The following is a 15,926-nucleotide window of genomic DNA, read 5'->3' as shown; positions in this document are numbered from 1 at the left end:
CATTAGCTGTACGTCACTTTGCGATCGATGTAGCGGAACTGAATCACGGTCAGTGCCACCACAATCGCCATCAGCACCACGGACTGAGCCGCCGAGGAGCCAATATCCAGGCCTCGAAAGCCGGTGTTATAGACTCGGTAGACCAGGATCGACGTTGCTTCACCTGGGCCGCCTTGGCTGACGACATCAATGATGGCGAACGTATCAAAGAAGGCATAAATAATATTGACGACCAACAGGAAAAAGGTCGTGGGCGCCAGCAGGGGAAACACAATGCCCCAAAAACGGCGCATTGGCCCGGCACCGTCCATGGCGGCTGCTTCAATCAGAGAGCGAGGGATTGCTTGCAGACCCGCTAGAAAGAACAAAAAATTGTAAGAGATCTGTTTCCACACCGAGGCAATCACCACCAACAACATGGCATCGTTACCATTCAAACGCGGGTTCCACTCAAAGCCCTGCTCCAGCAGAAAAACCGCCACAATCCCCACGGACGGCGAAAACAGAAATAGCCATAACACACCGGCCACGGCGGTTGCCACGGCATAAGGCCAGATCAGCAGGCTGCGATACAGCAGGGCGCCACGCACCACACGATTTGCCATTACCGCCAACAGCAACGCCACCACCAGGCCCAGAACGGACACGGCAAGGGAAAACACGGCGGTCGTCTTGAACGAGGCCCTGTATTCCGTACTGCTGAACAGCTCGGTAAAGTTGGCCAGGCCGACAAACTGCGAGGACAGACCAAACGGATCTTCCAAATGAAAAGCCTGCCACAGCGCTTGCCCGGCAGGCAGGAAAAAAAAGATCACAGTAATGGCCAGCTGCGGAGCAAGTAGCAGGTAGGGAAGTGTCTTATGACGAAAGACGACACGTTTTTCCATAGGTTCGCGCGCAAGGGGAAAGGAGCGCCACCATCAGGGTGGACAGATTTCAGGTGAAACGAAAAGCGTATGAGCAGCCAGGACGGCCTGCTGACGGTTTAGTAGGGCCAGGGGCCGGAAGGAACGTCGTCAGGCGCTGCGCTCATACGCTCGATTGTAAACCACCCGCACAAAGGCGGGCCCGGCTTACTTCACGCTCTTTTCAAAGCGCTCCAGCAGTTCATTGCCACGGTTTTGCATGGCTTTCAAACCTTCTTCAGGCGTGACTTTACCTGCAAAAATCTGTTCCATCACACCGTCCTCGATATCGCGAATCTGGGGCAAATAACCCAGTCGGATACCGCGGGAGTTATCGGTCGTGCTGGCATCGAGCTGTTTGACCGCCACATCCGCACCTACGTTTTTAGCGTAGAAATCGGACTCCTTGGTCTTTTCAAAGCCGGCCTTGGTCACAGGGACATAACCGGTGTTCTGGTGCCAGGCAGCAGCCTGCTCAGGGCTGGAGATGAACTGGAAGAATTCGGTAACGCCTTTGTAGACATCATCCGACTTTTTGGCAAATACCCAGAGGGAGGCGCCACCAATAATGGAGTTCTGAGGGGCGCCTTGCACATCGCTGTAATAGGGCAGGCTGCTGGTGCCAAACTCAAACTCGCCGGTTTTGATGATGTTGGCGCGGTTGCCGCTGGAGCCGGTAAACATGCCGCACTTGCCGCTGGTAAACAGGGCGTTGGCCGTATCACCCCGACCGCCGTACGAGAAGGAGCCGTCCTTGGACATATCCGCCAGGAAGGTCATGTGCTTGAGAAACAGCGGATTGTCCAGCTGCAGGCGGGCACCGGGGCCACCAAAGCCGTTGTTTTCACTGGCATACGGAATGTTGTGCCAGGCCGCAAAGTTTTCCAGCAAAATCCACGATGGCCAGGACGAGGTATAGCCACACTCCTGACCGGACTCACGCAGTTTTTTGGCGGTGGCATGCAGTTCCTGCCAAGTCTTGGGTGGGTTTTCGGGGTCCAGGCCAGCCTTTTTGAACGCATCCTTGTTGTAGTAGAGCACGGGAGTGGAGCTGTTGAACGGCATGGAGATCAGCTTGCCCTCGTTCGAGGAGTAGTAGCCGGCCACAGCGCCCAGAAAATCAGCGGGGTTGATCGGTTTGCCCACTTTTTCGGACATCTCCTGAACGGGCTGAATAGCGCCTTTGGCTGCCATCATGGTGGCTGTGCCCACTTCAAAGACTTGCAGGATATCGGGTGCATTTCCCGCCCGGAAAGCGGCCACGCCAGCATTCATGGACTCGCCATAATTGCCTTTATACGAAGCCTTAACCTGGTAGTCCGACTGAGATGCGTTAAAGTCTTTGACTAATGCATTAACCCGTTCGCCCAAGGCTCCTTCCATTGAGTGCCAGAACTGAATTTCCGTGGCCGCTTGCGCAGTGCCAATCGAAGCAATCAGACCGGCCAGAGACAGAGCAAATAGTTTTGTTCGCATCAGGTTTTCTCCTGTATAAAAGGTGCCGCTAAGGTGTAGCAGGTTTTAAAACTCAAGCTTATGACTTGTTTATGACGCTCTCGTGAATGTATCCATGGGTTCGTCATATAAGCAATGACTAATTACCCTCAAACGCTAAGAAAACGTGTCAGAGGACAGATTTTAAATGGGAGCGATGATGAATCCACACGATACCTCTTTTAAGCTGGCGTTTATCGGCGCAGGCAATATGGCTAGCGCGCTGGCCGCTGGTTTGATCGGGAAACGCTGCGGCGGCTCGGACGTTTTGGCAATCGATATCTACCCGCCCGCCCTGGAGTCCTGGGCCCAGCAAGGCGTACACATCGCCCATGAGCCCGGTCCGGCCCTGTCCAAGCAACGTATCTGGGTTTTCGCCGTCAAGCCCCAGGTCATGAAAGAGACCGTGCTGGCCTGCAAACCCTATCTGCAGGACGATACCTTGGTGATCAGTGTCGCTGCCGGTATCCCCGCCACCGCGCTGGCCCAGTGGCTGGGTGAGCCTGGCAAGCCGTACCAGCGTGTTATCCGCTGCATGCCCAATACGCCGGCCTTTATTGGCTGTGGCATTACCGGTCTGATGGCTCTGGAACAGGTGGATGACAGCGACAAATCCATTGCTCAGCAATTGTTGAAGTCCGTTGGCGAGGTGGTTTGGGTTGAGGATGATGCAGCCATTGATGCCGTCACCGCCGTTTCGGGCAGTGGCCCAGCTTACGTCTTTTTGTTCATCGAAGCCTTGATCAAAGCCGGAATTGAGCAGGGCTTGTCGCCCGAACAGGCCCGCCAGCTCTCACTGGCGACCTTGCATGGAGCCACCCAGCTGGCAACCCTGTCTCCCGAAGCGCCCTCCGTCTTGCGCGAGCGGGTCACCTCCAAGGGCGGGACCACGGCTGCAGCTTTGGCTGTTTTTAACGAAGGGGGATTTACGCCACTGGTACAACAAGCGGTCAAGGCTGCCAAACTGCGGGCCGGTGAGCTGGCTAAAGAGTTTTCCTGATACCTGCTTGATTTTCTTTACCCCAAGCGGAATTAATCGGGCGCCCTGAACAGGCAAAACAAAAAGCATCCTCCGGGATGCTTTTTGTTTTTTAGCCATAAGGCCTTGAACAGGCGAGGTATTTTCAGGAAACAGGTTTTTAACAAAGCAGGCTTATTCGGTAAACACCGTTGCTCGGCGCTAGGGCTTATACGAAGTGACAACGTTTAGGCGGCTACCCCAAAATGGGTTCCCCTGGTGCAGAACAACGATTATCCAGGCACCAGAAAAAGCACTTTCTAAAAAGCAATGCCGGTAGACCCCGGCCTCGGGAGACAGCTGCTATGACCTTTACTCGACGCTTTACCCCCGCTCTGACCGCCCTGGCCACGGTAATGGCCATGGGTACCGCCTACGCGGCGGACACCATCAAAATCGGTATTCCTCAACCCATGACCGGCCCATCGACTCAATACGGGGACCAGATCCAGGCCGGTGCCTTGACCGCGATTGACGCGATCAATGCAGCAGGGGGGGTCAAGGGCAAAAAGCTGGAGGCCGTTCTGATTGACGATGCCTGTGAACCCAAGCAGGCCGTACCGGCTGCCAACCGCGTGGTCAACTCCGGCGCCAAGTTCGCCGTCGCCCATGCGTGCTCGGGCACGACCGTACCAGCTGTCAACATCTACGAACAGGAAGGGATTGTGGCGATTACTCCCGGCGCCACCTCGCCGCTGGTGACCGACACCATCAAACCTCATTACTTTTTCCGCACCATCGGGCGCGATGACCAGCAAGGCCCTTTTGCGGCCGACTACATTGCTGATGTGGTCAAGCCCAAGAGCATCGCCGTGCTGCATGACAAGCAAACCTACGGCTCGGGCGTGGCCACGCAAGTGCGTGACGCACTCAAGAAAAAGAACATGAACATCGTCATGTACGAAGGCATCAACGTCGGTGACAGCGATTATTCAGCCGTGATCACCAAGCTCAAGGGCGTCAATCCAGACCTGATTTATTTTGGCGGCTATCACGCCGAACTGGGTCTGTTACTGCGTCAGGCTCGTGAGCAGGGCATGACAAACACCTTCATGGGACCGGAAGGCGTTGCCAACCGTGACCTGGTCGCCATTGCCGGCCCGGCAGTGGAAGGATTGCTGGTGACCTTGCCAACTGACTTCACCAAGATGCCGGCCAACAAAGAGGTGATGGAGAACTTCAGCAAATACAAGCGCAACCCTAACGGGGCCTTCACGTTCCCGGCCTATGCAGCAGTACAAATTATTGCCGATACGATCAACGCCGTCGGCGAGGATTCGGCCAAGGGCGCTGACTACATGCACGCAAATGCGTTCAATACCGCTATTGGCGAGGTAGAATACGACGCCAAGGGTGATTTGAAGCACTTCGAATTTGCCGTTTTCAAGTGGGATAAAGATGGCAACTTTGATCTAGTTGAGAAATAAGACTGGATGATGTGCCCCCGCTCTTTATGAAGAACGGGGGCATTGCTTTTGGATGCCCACAAAGCCTCAGAACAAAACGACGGACTCAACGGAAAAAAACAAGCATGTCTGATTTACTCCCTCAGATCGTGCAACAGCTGTTCAATGGATTATCCTTGGGCGCTATTTATGCACTGATCGCCATCGGCTACACAATGGTCTATGGCATTATCGGAATGATTAACTTTGCCCACGGCGAGATCTATATGATCGGCGCCTATGTCGGGCTGGTGACCCTGACTGCGATTGGCGTAGGCTCGGGTCTGCCCATCTGGCTGATCATTCTTATCATGTTGCTGGTTGCCATCCTGGTAACCGCCGTTTACGGCTATGCGATTGAAAAAGTCGCCTATGCGCCGTTGCGTGGCAGCCCCCGGCTGGTTCCGCTGATCTCGGCCATTGGTATGTCCATTTTTCTGCAGAACTGGGTGGCCCTGGGTCAGGGCGCGCGCGACATGGCCGTACCAACGCTGCTGTCGGGTTCCTTCCAGTTCAGCCTGGGCTCGGACGGCTTTACCGTTACAGCGCCATACTCGCGTGTCATGATTATCGTCGTGACCGTGGTGCTGATGATCATGCTCAGCCTCTACATCAAGTATTCGCGACTGGGGAGGGCTTCGCGCGCGTGTTCCCAAGACTTGCGCATGGCCAATCTGCTTGGTATTGATACCAACAAGATCATTTCCTTTACCTTCATCATCGGTGCCATGCTGGCCGCCGTGGGCGGCGTGCTGATTGCCACCGCGATTGGCAAACTGAACCCCTTTATCGGCTTTATCGCCGGCATCAAAGCCTTTACGGCCGCCGTGCTGGGCGGGATTGGCAGCATCCCTGGCGCCATGCTGGGTGGTGTCTTGCTGGGTTTGGCAGAAACCTTTGCGGCTGCCTTTATTTCGTCGCAGTACAAGGACATCGTGGCCTTTTTGCTGTTGGTCTTTATCCTGCTGTTCCGCCCCACGGGCCTGCTGGGTAAACCCGAGGTGGAGAAAGTCTGATGATGAACCGCTTTAGCAATGCATTTATCGCCGCTGTTCTGGCAGGCATCATTGTGGCTCCCGTCTTTGGGCTGCAAATTGTGCGCTCCGGAATGACTACCCATCTGGAGAGCGATTGGCAGATCGTCCTGATTGGCATGGCCCTGGTATTTGTGGTTCAGCTGATCCGGCCCAACGTCAATCGCACCAAAGTGCGAGAAAGCCGCTGGACACTGCCGACGCTAAGCATGCAGCACAAAAAGATTCTGCTGTATATCGTGATTGCCTGCGCCGTGGTCTGGCCCTTTTTTGGCGGTCGAGCCCAGGTGGACATTGCCACCCTGGTGCTGATCTACATCATGCTCGGTCTGGGCTTGAACATTGTGGTGGGCTTTGCCGGCCTGCTGGACCTGGGTTTTGTGGGTTTCTACGCGGTGGGTGCCTACACCTACGCCTTGCTCTATCACTACGCAGGCTGGGGCTTCTGGGAAGCACTGCCGCTGGCTGGTGGCATGGCGGCCCTGTTTGGCTTTCTGCTGGGTTTCCCCGTGCTGCGCTTGCGTGGCGACTATCTGGCCATCGTCACTCTGGGTTTTGGCGAAATCATCCGCCTCTTGCTCATCAATATGTATGACCTGACCGGCGGCCCTGACGGGATTTCCGGCATACCCAAACCAACCGTATTCGGTTTCCCCATGGCGCGTCGTGCGCCAGAAGGGCAGACCACGTTCCACGACTTGATGGGCTGGACCTTCAGCAACCAGGACGTGGTGGTGTATCTGTACTTGATGGCCCTGGCTTTGGCCCTGATTACCTTGCTGGTCTCCAGCCGCGTGGTGCGTATGCCCATTGGCCGTGCCTGGGAAGCCTTGCGCGAGGACGAGATTGCCTGCCGTTCGCTGGGGCTGAACCCGACCACCATCAAGCTGTCTGCCTTTACCATGGGCGCCATGTTTGCCGGCTTTGGCGGGGCATTCTTCGCTGCCCGTCAGGGTCTGGTCAATCCAGAGTCTTTCACCTTTATTGAATCCGCCCTGATCCTGGCCATTGTGGTGCTGGGTGGCATGGGTTCACAAATCGGCGTCATCCTGGCGGCCATTGTGCTGACCGTGGTTCCTGAGCTGGCCCGAGAGTTTGCGGAGTATCGGATGTTGATTTTTGGTCTGGTCATGGTGGCCATGATGGTATGGCGTCCGCAGGGCTTGTTGCCTGTGCAGCGTCCTCATGTGGAGTTGCGCACATGAGTCCATTACTGCAAGTATCAGACCTGTCCATGCGTTTTGGCGGCTTGCTGGCGGTGGATTCCGTCAGCTTTGATGTGGCCAAAGACGAAGTATTTGCCATCATCGGGCCCAACGGGGCAGGCAAGACTACGGTGTTTAACTGCGTAGGCGGTTTTTACAATCCCACTTCCGGCTCGGTCACTCTGGAAGGTCAGCCCATTCACGGCCTGCCCAGCCACAAAGTGGCTCAGAAAGGGCTGGTGCGCACTTTCCAGAACGTGCGTCTGTTCAAGAAGCTGACCGTGCTGGAGAACCTACTCGTTGCCCAGCACAGCCAGCTCAAGGCCGGGTTCCTGTCGGGGCTGCTGAATCTGTCACGATACAAACAGTCCGAGAAGCAGGCCAAAGAACGTGCCGTGCAATGGCTGGATTTCATGGGGCTGACTGACCTGGCCAATCGCGAGGCCGGCAACCTGGCCTACGGTCACCAGCGCCGCCTGGAAATCGCGCGTTGCATGATTACCCAGCCGCGCCTGTTGATGCTGGACGAACCGGCTGCCGGCCTGAACCCCCAGGAAAAACGTGACCTGCAGGCTCTGATCGACCAATTGCGTCGCGAATTTGGCGTGGCCGTCTTGCTGATCGAGCACGATATGAGCCTGGTTATGGGCGTATCGGACCGGATTCTGGTGATGGAGTATGGCAAACCCATTGCCACCGGCCTACCTGAAGAAGTGCGCAATGATCCGCGCGTCATCAAAGCCTATTTGGGGGAAGAATAAGTGCTCAAGCTGGACTCCGTATCTACCCATTACGGCGCGATTCAGGCGCTGGACCAAGTCAGCGTGGACGTCAATCAGGGCGAGATCGTCACCCTGATTGGCGCGAACGGCGCAGGCAAAACCACCTTGCTCATGACGGTATGCGGTTCGCCCCGAGCCAGCTCGGGCAGCATCAGCTTCATGGGCGAGGACATCACGCACGCTGACACGCACCGCATCATGCGCAAAGGCATCGCCATTTCCCCGGAAGGCCGCCGCGTCTTTCCGGACCTGACCGTGTCGGAAAACCTGAAGATGGGCGGTTTCTTTCTGAACCGCAGTGAGATCGAAGAAGGGGAAGAGCATGTCTACAAACTGTTTCCCCGTCTGAAAGAGCGCGCCTCCCAGCGTGCCGGGACCATGTCCGGTGGTGAACAGCAAATGCTGGCTATTGGTCGTGCCCTGATGAGCAAACCCTCTTTGCTCTTGCTGGATGAACCGACGCTGGGGCTGGCTCCGCTGATCATCGCGCAGATCTTTGACATCATCCGCACCATTCGTGATGAAGGCGTGACGGTGTTCCTGGTCGAGCAGAACGCCAACAAGGCCCTGCAAGTCGCAGACCGTGGCTATGTGCTGGAAACCGGGAAGGTGGTGATGCAGGATACCGGGGCCAATCTGTTGGCCAATCCGGATATTCGCAAGGCGTACTTGGGCGCGTAAACAGCCAGCCCTCATAGCCTCAGCGCCGTACCGCACCGCGCATTTGAAGTATCGCTTTAATTGACGGGCTGTAAAAAAAACCTGAATCTCAGCTTGGGCTGGACTCAGGTTTTTTATTCGGAGAGTCAGCAGGGAAAAGGATGGCGGCACCAACGCTAAAAACCGTCGACATTCCTGCCCACAGTGTCAGGGGAGTAAAGCACGGCCGCATCCCCTGAACGCCTGAATCGCTAGCTGCAATACAACTTAATCCTTCAACAAGCCTTCACCACGCAGCGCCGCCTTCACACCTTCGTTCTGCTCCATACGGGCAAAGAAAGCGTTCAGGTTCTTCATGCCTGACAGGTCCAGCTTCATCAGACCCGCCCAGCGCAGCACCACGTACAGATAAGCATCAGCCACAGACAAGGAACCCGACAGGGTTTCTTTGCCTTCCAGGTGCTTGTCGATCACACCAAGCTGCTTGGTCAGCAGGACGGCCGTCTTGGCTTTGATTTCGGCCTGTGTCGATTCCTGATCTGCATAGCGATGCGTACCAAACATGACACCTACGTTGCGGTGGATTTCGGCATTCAGGAACGCCAACCAGCGGCGGGCCTCAAAGCGTTGTTCGATGGTGTTGCCCAGCAGATTGGCCTGAGGAAATTTTTCGTTCAGGTACTCCAGAATAGCGATGCTTTGCGTCAGGACCAAATCACCATCGACCAGAACCGGCACGGCCCCGTTAGGGTTCAGCCTCAAGAATGCCTCTTGCTGCAGCTCGTCGCGGCTGACGCGCTGAGCTTCAAACGGTGTGCCGATCCACTCCAGTGCGATGCGGGTCACCAAAGGACAAGCGCCTGTCATGTAATACAGTTTCATACGTTCTCTTTCCAAAAGTGCGGTAAACAAATGGCGCGAGCTCATCGCGCCACTCCAAAACTATCGAGCTTGAAGGTGGCGGGCCAGGAAGCGCTCCATGCGTTCGTAAAACTCGAACTTGTTCTCGTCATTGTGAAAGCCGTGGCCTTCGTTGTCCTTGACCATATACTCCACATCCACGCCGCGAGCCTTCAAGGCCTCTACCATCTGATCACTTTCTGCCTTGTTCACCCGTGGGTCGTGGGCGCCCTGGGCAATAAATAACGGGGTGCGGATCCTGTCGGCATGCAAAACAGGCGAATTGGCTTCCAGCAGCTCCTTGTCTTTGACGGGATCACCCACCATCGCATGCATCTTCACCAGCATCGGTTTCCAGTAGGGTGGAATGGTGTTCATGAAGGTCAGAAGATTGGACACGCCTACATAGTCCACTGCCGCTGCGTACAAGTCAGGGGTTTTGACAATACCGGCCAAGGTCGCGTAACCACCGTAGCTGGCACCGTAAATAGCAATGCGTTTGGGGTCAGCAATCTTTTGATCGATCAGCCACTGAACGCCATCGCTAATGTCGTCCTGCATGCTCAACCCCCATTGTTTGAAGCCCGCTTCCCAGAACTTGCGACCATAACCGGTCGAACTACGGAAGTTGATCTGCAAAACAGCGTAGCCACGGTTGGCCAGGAACTGGACTTCGGGGTTAAAGCCCCAATAGTCCCGCGTCCAAGGCCCCCCGTGCGGATTGATGACCACCGGCAGGTCGCGGTTGGGCACACCCAAAGGCAGGCTCAAGTAGCCATGAATCTTCATGCCATCGCGGGCCGTAAATTCGATGGGCCTCATCACCGCCATATCACTTTCCGGCAAAGCACTATTGATGACGGCCAGCTTGTGCAGGCTGTTGCTGTCCACATCGTACAAATAGCGCGAGCCAGGGTTGCGGTCGCTGTAGCTGGCCACAATCATTTTCTTCTCGTCGCGTGTCATGGACTGCACGCTGATTTCATAGCCCGGCAATTGACGGGCGATCGCGGCGTGAATTTTCTCGCTTTGCTCATCAAAGAAATGCTGACCGGGCTTGTCGGTATAGTAATCCACCGACGTCAGCACCTGGCGCAGGCGTGAATACCCGGCCCCCATCAGGTCGTAATCGGACAGCTCATAAACATTCTCTTCCACGTCGGGTCTGGCAGGGTCAATCAAGACCAATGCCAAGGTGTCACGCCCACGATTGCTCAGGGCATAAAAGCGCTGGTTATCGGCGTGAAAAAAGAGGGGGCTGACTTCGGTGCGGAAATCTGTTTGCAAAATGCTGCGGAAGGGCTCGGATTCGCTGTCACGATAACGCAGTTCGGAATCCACACCGGAAATGGCCATGGCCAGGCGTACGCGGCCCTGATGGTCCGTGCTCCAGCCCAGCACATCTCCCGGATTCTCGGCCGCCAGCGTGCTTTCACCGGTCAGCACGTTGACCTTGTAGACATCAAAGACTTCCGGGTTGCGACCATTGTGCGAGACCAGAATATGGTCCGGATCATCGGGCAAATCATCTTGCACGCCCGCTCGCACCCCTTTCAAAGGCGTCAAGTCCGTGATCTTGCCCGTATTCACATTGACGGCCAGAACGTGATAGTTCTCGTCGCCATTGACATCCTTGGCGTAAATTACGGTCTCGTCGCCTTTCCAGAAGTACTCGGCAATATCGCGTTGATGCTCGGCGGTCACGCGACGAGGCTCGCCGACCGGTTCACTGCCTTCCAGCTCTTGCACAAAAATATTCTGACGAGCGGGATGTCCGTCGATCTTGACCGGCTCCATAAAGCCGATCATGCGCCCTTGATCAGAAATCCGGAAACCGCTGCGTTTGGGGTTCTGAAAAAAATCCCGAATGTCGTACAGGGGAGGAGTGACGCTGGCGACGTTCTCCGGTACCAGGGCATGCGCGCCCAAAGAAAGCAAGAGGGACAAGAGCATAAGCACGAACCTATAAAACAGGGTTATGGAAGGAGACCAGGGACAAGCCTGCATCAATCCCATTACTATATCGGATGATGATCCCAAGCAAAGGCAAGAACCCGCTGATAATAGGGCCGCAACGTACCGCTACCGCTCAGGACAAGGACAGGCATGACTTCTTTGACTCGTATCGTTTTTCTGGATAGGGAAACACTGTCTGACAGCGTCAAGCTGCCGCAGCTTCCCTTTAAGCATGAACTGCAAGTGTACGGACGTACGGCTCCCGATCAAGTGGCCGAACGTATTGCTGATGCCGACATTGTCATCAGCAATAAAGTGGCGCTGCGACGCGAGCATATGCAGGCCGCGCCCCACTTGAAAATGATCGCACTGGCCGCCACGGGTAGCGACAACATTGACCTTGATGCCGCCCACGAACGCCAGATTGTGGTCAGCAATATCCGCGACTATGCCGTACGCAGTGTCCCAGAGCACGTTTTTGCACTGATCTTTGCCTTGCGTCGTAATATCTGCGCCTACCGCCAGTCCGTCAAGGAAGGACGCTGGCAAGAAGCCCAGCAGTTTTGTTATTTCGACTATCCCATCCGCAATCTGGCCGGCTCCACCCTGGGTGTGATTGGCTCAGGCTCTTTGGGTCAGGCCGTCGCCACCATGGGCCGAGCATTGGGGATGAAAGTCATCTTTGCGCAGCGCCGTGGTCAGACCATCGTCAGCAATGCCGATGACCGCTTGCCCTTTGAGCAAGTGCTAGAACAAGCCGACATTCTCTCGTTGCATTGCCCCTTGACCGCTGACACGCAGAACATGCTGGGTATGGCCGAATTCGAACGCATGGCCCCCCGCCGTCCCTTACTGATCAATACTGCCCGTGGCGGGCTGATTGACAATCAGGCGCTGGAACACGCCTTGCGACAAGGCTGGCTGGGAGGCGCAGGGATTGATGTTTGCACGCCCGAGCCGCCACCCGCTGACCATACCCTGATGCGCTTGTTAGACTTACCCAATTACATTTTGACCCCGCACATAGGCTGGGCCAGTCAGGAAGCCATGCAGGCTTTGGCAAACCAGCTGATCGACAACATTGCGGCTTTCCATCGTGGCCAAGCACGCCATACGCTGTAAATAATGACTGATTTACGCTCCTATCAAGCCAATTTTTCCCTGGCCGGTCGCTGCGCTCTGGTTACCGGCTCGTCCGCCGGCCTGGGCCTGGACATCGCCCGTGCCTACGCCGCTCACGGCGCCCATGTGATTCTGCATGGCCGTCACGCCAGCAAGCTCCTGCCGATTGCCGAGGAATTGAAAACCGCCGGTGCCCAGGTCGATACCTGGGAACAGGATCTGGCCGATCTGGACGCCTTGCCTGACTCTTACCAGGCCCTATGTCAGCGCGTCGGCACGCCCGATATTCTGGTGAACAATGTCGGCGTGCGATTGCGCAGCAGCTTGCAGGAGGCGGCCTGGGACGATATTGAGCATTTGCTGCAGGTAGACCTGCTGGCGACGCTGAAACTATCAAAGTACGCCGCCCAGGCCATGCTGCAAGCCCAAGCCCGACAAGGTCGTATTGTTACCTTGACCTCCATCGCTGGCCCCCTGGCTCGACCAGGCGACGCCATTTACCCCGTTGCCAAGCAGGGACTGGCAGGGATGGTGCGAGCGCTGGCGGTAGAATTTGGCGGGCAGGGCATTACCAGCAACGGCATCGCCCCCGGCACCTTTGCCACCGAGAGCAATGCGGCTCTGGCCCAGGACCCGGTCAAAGGCCCGCTGGTAGTTGGCCGCAACCCCCTGGGGCGGTGGGCCAGGCCGGATGAAATCCGCGCTGCCGCTGTGTTTCTGGCCTCACCGGCTGCCTCCTATGTCAATGGCCATATTGTGGTTGTAGACGGCGGATTTTCCATTACTTTCTGAGTTTCTCCGATCATGCCGCTACCTCGTCCCATCCGCATCGCGATCAATGGCTATGGCCGCATCGGCCGTTGCCTGCTGCGTGCCATTTACGAATCTCCACGACGCCAGGAATTTGAAGTCGTCGTCATCAACGAGCCAGCTACGATTGCCACCATGGCCTACCTGACCCGTTTTGACTCGACCCACGGCGTCTTTCCGGCGCCGGTAGAGCACAATGAGCACGAGCTGATTGTGGCCGGCACCGCCATACGAGTGCTGCACGAAACCGACCCCAAAGCGATTGATTGGGCCGCCCTGGAGCTGGATATGCTGATCGAATGCAGTGGCGCTTTTGGCAGCCGTGCGGGGCTGCAGCAGTTTCTGGATGCTGGATGCCCGCGTGTGCTGCTCTCCAATCCGGGCAACAGCGCTCATGACGTCGATTTCACCGCTGTGCTGGGCATTAACCATGAGCAGTTGCAGGGCGATGAGCGTATTGTCTCCAACGCTTCATGCACCACCAATGCCATCATTCCGGTCTTGGCCGAGCTGGATAAAACGTTCGGCATTCGTCACGCTTTTTTAAGTACGCTGCATTCGGTGATGAACGATCAGCCCATGATTGATGGCTACCACAGCAGCGATCTGGCCCGTACCCGCTCGGCTCTGCAGTCCATGATTCCGGTCTCTACGGGCCTGGCAACTGGGGTGGAGCGTCTCTTGCCACAGCTCAAGGGCAAGGTACAGGCCAAGTCCATTCGCGTGCCAATTCTGAACGTGTCTGCGATTGATCTGATGGTCAACCTGGAGCGCGACACCAGTCGGGACGAAATCAACCGCCTGTTTCAGCAGGCGGCGCAACGCTTACCGGGTATTTTGGACTACTCCGATCAGGCCCATGCTTCGATCGACTTCAATCACAACCCGCACTCTGGTGTGGTGGACGGTTCGCAAACCCGAACCAATGGGGACGGGCTGGTCAATATGCTGGTCTGGTTTGACAACGAATGGGGATTCTCCAACCGCATGGTCGATATTGCCTGTGTGTGGGCTGCGCGCTTTTTGCGCCAGCCGTGAACACCCCTTTTTCACACTAAGCTGTCATCCTAATTTTTTCAGGAGCCATGATGAGTACGACACGTATTGAACAGGATTCCATGGGGACCATTGAGGTTCCGGCCGAACACTATTGGGGCGCGCAGACACAGCGCTCCATCCAGAACTTTCCGATTGGCCGTGACCGCTTCCAGTGGGGTCGCAGCATGATCGAGTCGCTGGGCATCCTGAAGAAATCGACAGCGCTGGCCAATCAGGAGCTGGGCGAGCTTCCCGAGGATCTGGCCCGCCTGATCGTGCAGGCGGCCGATGAAGTCATCGCAGGCAAATGGGACTCTGAGTTCCCGCTGGTGGTGTTCCAGACCGGCTCGGGCACCCAAAGCAATATGAACGTCAACGAGGTCATCTCCAACCGCGCCATTGAGCTGGCCGGTGGCCAGAAGGGCAGCAAAAAACCCGTCCACCCCAATGACCACGTGAACCGCGGCCAATCCTCCAACGATACCTTCCCCACGGCCATGTACATCGCCGTGGGTCTGGAATGTCAGCGCCGTTTGCGCAAAGACGTGGGCCAGTTGCGCGACACGCTGGCGGCCAAGGCCAGGCAGTTCAATACTATTGTAAAAACCGGTCGCACCCACTTGCAGGATGCCACACCCATTACGCTCGGCCAGGAAATTGGGGCATGGGTTGCGCAGATCGATTTTGGCCTGCAAACGGTGGATAAGGCCCTGGACGGTATTTACCAGCTGGCTATTGGTGGCACCGCCGTGGGAACTGGCCTGAACGCTCATCCCCAGTTTGGCGAACGCACCGCAGCCCATATTGCCAGAATCACCGGTCTGCCATTCCAGGCTGCCGAAAACAAGTTTTTTGCTCTGTCGGCACACGACGCGCTGGTGAACCTGTCGGCGTCCCTGCGCACCCTGGCCGGCGCCTTGATGAAAATGGCCAATGACGTACGCTGGCTGGCCAGTGGCCCTCGTTGCGGAATTGGCGAGCTGCAAATCCCCGAGAACGAGCCCGGCTCCTCCATCATGCCCGGCAAGGTCAACCCCACTCAGTGCGAAGCACTGACCATGGTGGCCGTTCAGGTCTACGGTAACGACGCGGCTGTGGGTTTTGCAGGCAGTCAAGGCAATTTCCAATTGAACGTCTACAAGCCGGTGATGGTTCACAATGTGCTGGAAAGCATTGCTCTGATCAGCGATGCATGCCTGGCCTTTGACGAGCATTGCGCTCAGGGTCTGGAGCCGGTCATGGAGAAAATCCAGCACAATCTGGATCAGAATCTGATGCTCGTGACGGCCTTGAACCGCCATATCGGCTACGACAAAGCCGCTGCGATTGCAAAAACGGCCCACAAAGAAGGGCTGACACTGCGCGAATCCGCCCTGAAATCGGGCTACCTGACCCAGGAGCAGTACGACCAGTGGATTGTGCCGCTGGACATGACCCACCCAGGCTAAGCACCTGCCTGGCTTGGGCTGGAGCATATTCGTCCCCGTCAGGGGACGAATATGTAACAAAGCGGTTTTTGTCCCTATGAAAGACTAGGGGAGTGTTGATCCCACCTGT

General features: G+C 56.4%; 14 protein-coding genes. 10 read left to right on the top strand and 4 right to left on the bottom strand.

The window, feature by feature from the left end; all coding sequences use genetic code 11:
* Window positions 1-2: 2 nt before the first annotated feature.
* Together ugpA and ugpB are read right to left on the bottom strand one after the other, a co-directional pair.
* Window positions 3-887, bottom strand: coding sequence for a sn-glycerol-3-phosphate ABC transporter permease UgpA (gene ugpA, locus V6936_RS05170; RefSeq protein ID WP_003800049.1), 885 nt, complete (start codon window positions 885-887; stop codon window positions 3-5).
* Window positions 888-1,073: 186 nt separating this feature from the next.
* On the bottom strand, window positions 1,074-2,381 hold the full coding sequence (gene ugpB / locus V6936_RS05165; protein WP_059317629.1) for a sn-glycerol-3-phosphate ABC transporter substrate-binding protein UgpB: 1,308 nt from the start codon (window positions 2,379-2,381) through the stop codon (window positions 1,074-1,076).
* A gap of 166 nt (window positions 2,382-2,547) precedes the next feature.
* Between ugpB and proC the strand changes: the two genes are divergently transcribed.
* From proC to V6936_RS05135, 6 genes are all read left to right on the top strand, one after another.
* On the top strand, window positions 2,548-3,399 hold the full coding sequence (gene proC, locus V6936_RS05160; RefSeq protein ID WP_336579528.1) for a pyrroline-5-carboxylate reductase: 852 nt from the start codon (window positions 2,548-2,550) through the stop codon (window positions 3,397-3,399).
* A 323-nt stretch (window positions 3,400-3,722) separates the two neighbouring features.
* Window positions 3,723-4,844, top strand: coding sequence for a high-affinity branched-chain amino acid ABC transporter substrate-binding protein (locus tag V6936_RS05155; RefSeq protein ID WP_336579527.1), 1,122 nt, complete (start codon window positions 3,723-3,725; stop codon window positions 4,842-4,844).
* Between the two features lie 104 nt (window positions 4,845-4,948).
* Window positions 4,949-5,878 (top strand): high-affinity branched-chain amino acid ABC transporter permease LivH, encoded by a 930-nt coding sequence (livH, locus tag V6936_RS05150; RefSeq protein ID WP_003800042.1) that lies wholly within the window; start codon window positions 4,949-4,951, stop codon window positions 5,876-5,878.
* Window positions 5,878-7,101, top strand: coding sequence for a high-affinity branched-chain amino acid ABC transporter permease LivM (livM, locus tag V6936_RS05145; RefSeq protein ID WP_039942987.1), 1,224 nt, complete (start codon window positions 5,878-5,880; stop codon window positions 7,099-7,101). The genes livH and livM overlap by 1 nt, the downstream gene beginning before the upstream one ends.
* A complete protein-coding gene (livG, locus tag V6936_RS05140) occupies window positions 7,098-7,862 on the top strand; it encodes a high-affinity branched-chain amino acid ABC transporter ATP-binding protein LivG (RefSeq protein WP_003800036.1) in 765 nt (254 codons plus the stop codon). The genes livM and livG overlap by 4 nt, the downstream gene beginning before the upstream one ends.
* Complete coding sequence (locus V6936_RS05135; RefSeq protein ID WP_003800034.1) at window positions 7,863-8,564, top strand: ABC transporter ATP-binding protein; 702 nt, start codon at window positions 7,863-7,865, stop codon at window positions 8,562-8,564. It begins immediately after the preceding gene.
* Between the two features lie 246 nt (window positions 8,565-8,810).
* Here the strand turns inward: V6936_RS05135 and V6936_RS05130 are convergent, their stop codons facing one another.
* Window positions 8,811-9,425, bottom strand: a complete 615-nt coding sequence (locus V6936_RS05130; protein WP_336579526.1) for a glutathione S-transferase family protein — start codon at window positions 9,423-9,425, stop codon at window positions 8,811-8,813.
* Window positions 9,426-9,485: 60 nt separating this feature from the next.
* Entirely contained in the window at window positions 9,486-11,396 is a 1,911-nt protein-coding gene (locus V6936_RS05125) for a S9 family peptidase (protein WP_301605635.1), read from the bottom strand.
* Between the two features lie 153 nt (window positions 11,397-11,549).
* Between V6936_RS05125 and V6936_RS05120 the strand changes: the two genes are divergently transcribed.
* The 4 genes from V6936_RS05120 to fumC are packed head-to-tail and all read left to right on the top strand — an operon-like array spanning window position 11,550 to window position 15,817.
* Complete coding sequence (locus V6936_RS05120) at window positions 11,550-12,521, top strand: D-2-hydroxyacid dehydrogenase (RefSeq protein ID WP_336579525.1); 972 nt, start codon at window positions 11,550-11,552, stop codon at window positions 12,519-12,521.
* A 3-nt stretch (window positions 12,522-12,524) separates the two neighbouring features.
* The gene (locus V6936_RS05115; protein ID WP_003800026.1) at window positions 12,525-13,313 is read left to right on the top strand and encodes an SDR family oxidoreductase; all 789 of its coding nucleotides are present in this window, start codon (window positions 12,525-12,527) and stop codon (window positions 13,311-13,313) included.
* 12 nt (window positions 13,314-13,325) lie between these two features.
* Complete coding sequence (locus tag V6936_RS05110) at window positions 13,326-14,369, top strand: type I glyceraldehyde-3-phosphate dehydrogenase (RefSeq protein ID WP_336579524.1); 1,044 nt, start codon at window positions 13,326-13,328, stop codon at window positions 14,367-14,369.
* Window positions 14,370-14,419: 50 nt separating this feature from the next.
* Window positions 14,420-15,817 carry a class II fumarate hydratase gene (fumC, locus tag V6936_RS05105; protein WP_219236108.1) on the top strand — a complete coding sequence of 466 codons (1,398 nt, stop codon included), beginning with the start codon at window positions 14,420-14,422 and terminating at the stop codon, window positions 15,815-15,817.
* Window positions 15,818-15,926: the final 109 nt, after the last annotated feature.

Source organism: Alcaligenes sp. CHO6 (assembly GCF_037120595.1).
In the GTDB taxonomy this organism is placed as follows: Bacteria; Pseudomonadota; Gammaproteobacteria; order Burkholderiales; family Burkholderiaceae_B; genus Alcaligenes; species Alcaligenes ammonioxydans.
The sequence above is the reverse complement of the archived record's forward strand: the minus strand, read 5'-3'. Positions and strand labels throughout refer to the sequence as shown.

Coding starts and splice junctions, on each gene's coding strand:
- ugpA (WP_003800049.1), bottom strand. CDS start 887: ATGGAAAAACGTGTCGTCTTTCGTCATAAGACACTTCCCTACCTGCTA.
- ugpB (WP_059317629.1), bottom strand. CDS start 2,381: ATGCGAACAAAACTATTTGCTCTGTCTCTGGCCGGTCTGATTGCTTCG.
- proC (WP_336579528.1), top strand. CDS start 2,548: ATGGGAGCGATGATGAATCCACACGATACCTCTTTTAAGCTGGCGTTT.
- V6936_RS05155 (WP_336579527.1), top strand. CDS start 3,723: ATGACCTTTACTCGACGCTTTACCCCCGCTCTGACCGCCCTGGCCACG.
- livH (WP_003800042.1), top strand. CDS start 4,949: ATGTCTGATTTACTCCCTCAGATCGTGCAACAGCTGTTCAATGGATTA.
- livM (WP_039942987.1), top strand. CDS start 5,878: ATGATGAACCGCTTTAGCAATGCATTTATCGCCGCTGTTCTGGCAGGC.
- livG (WP_003800036.1), top strand. CDS start 7,098: ATGAGTCCATTACTGCAAGTATCAGACCTGTCCATGCGTTTTGGCGGC.
- V6936_RS05130 (WP_336579526.1), bottom strand. CDS start 9,425: ATGAAACTGTATTACATGACAGGCGCTTGTCCTTTGGTGACCCGCATC.
- V6936_RS05125 (WP_301605635.1), bottom strand. CDS start 11,396: ATGCTCTTGTCCCTCTTGCTTTCTTTGGGCGCGCATGCCCTGGTACCG.
- V6936_RS05120 (WP_336579525.1), top strand. CDS start 11,550: ATGACTTCTTTGACTCGTATCGTTTTTCTGGATAGGGAAACACTGTCT.
- V6936_RS05115 (WP_003800026.1), top strand. CDS start 12,525: ATGACTGATTTACGCTCCTATCAAGCCAATTTTTCCCTGGCCGGTCGC.
- V6936_RS05110 (WP_336579524.1), top strand. CDS start 13,326: ATGCCGCTACCTCGTCCCATCCGCATCGCGATCAATGGCTATGGCCGC.
- fumC (WP_219236108.1), top strand. CDS start 14,420: ATGAGTACGACACGTATTGAACAGGATTCCATGGGGACCATTGAGGTT.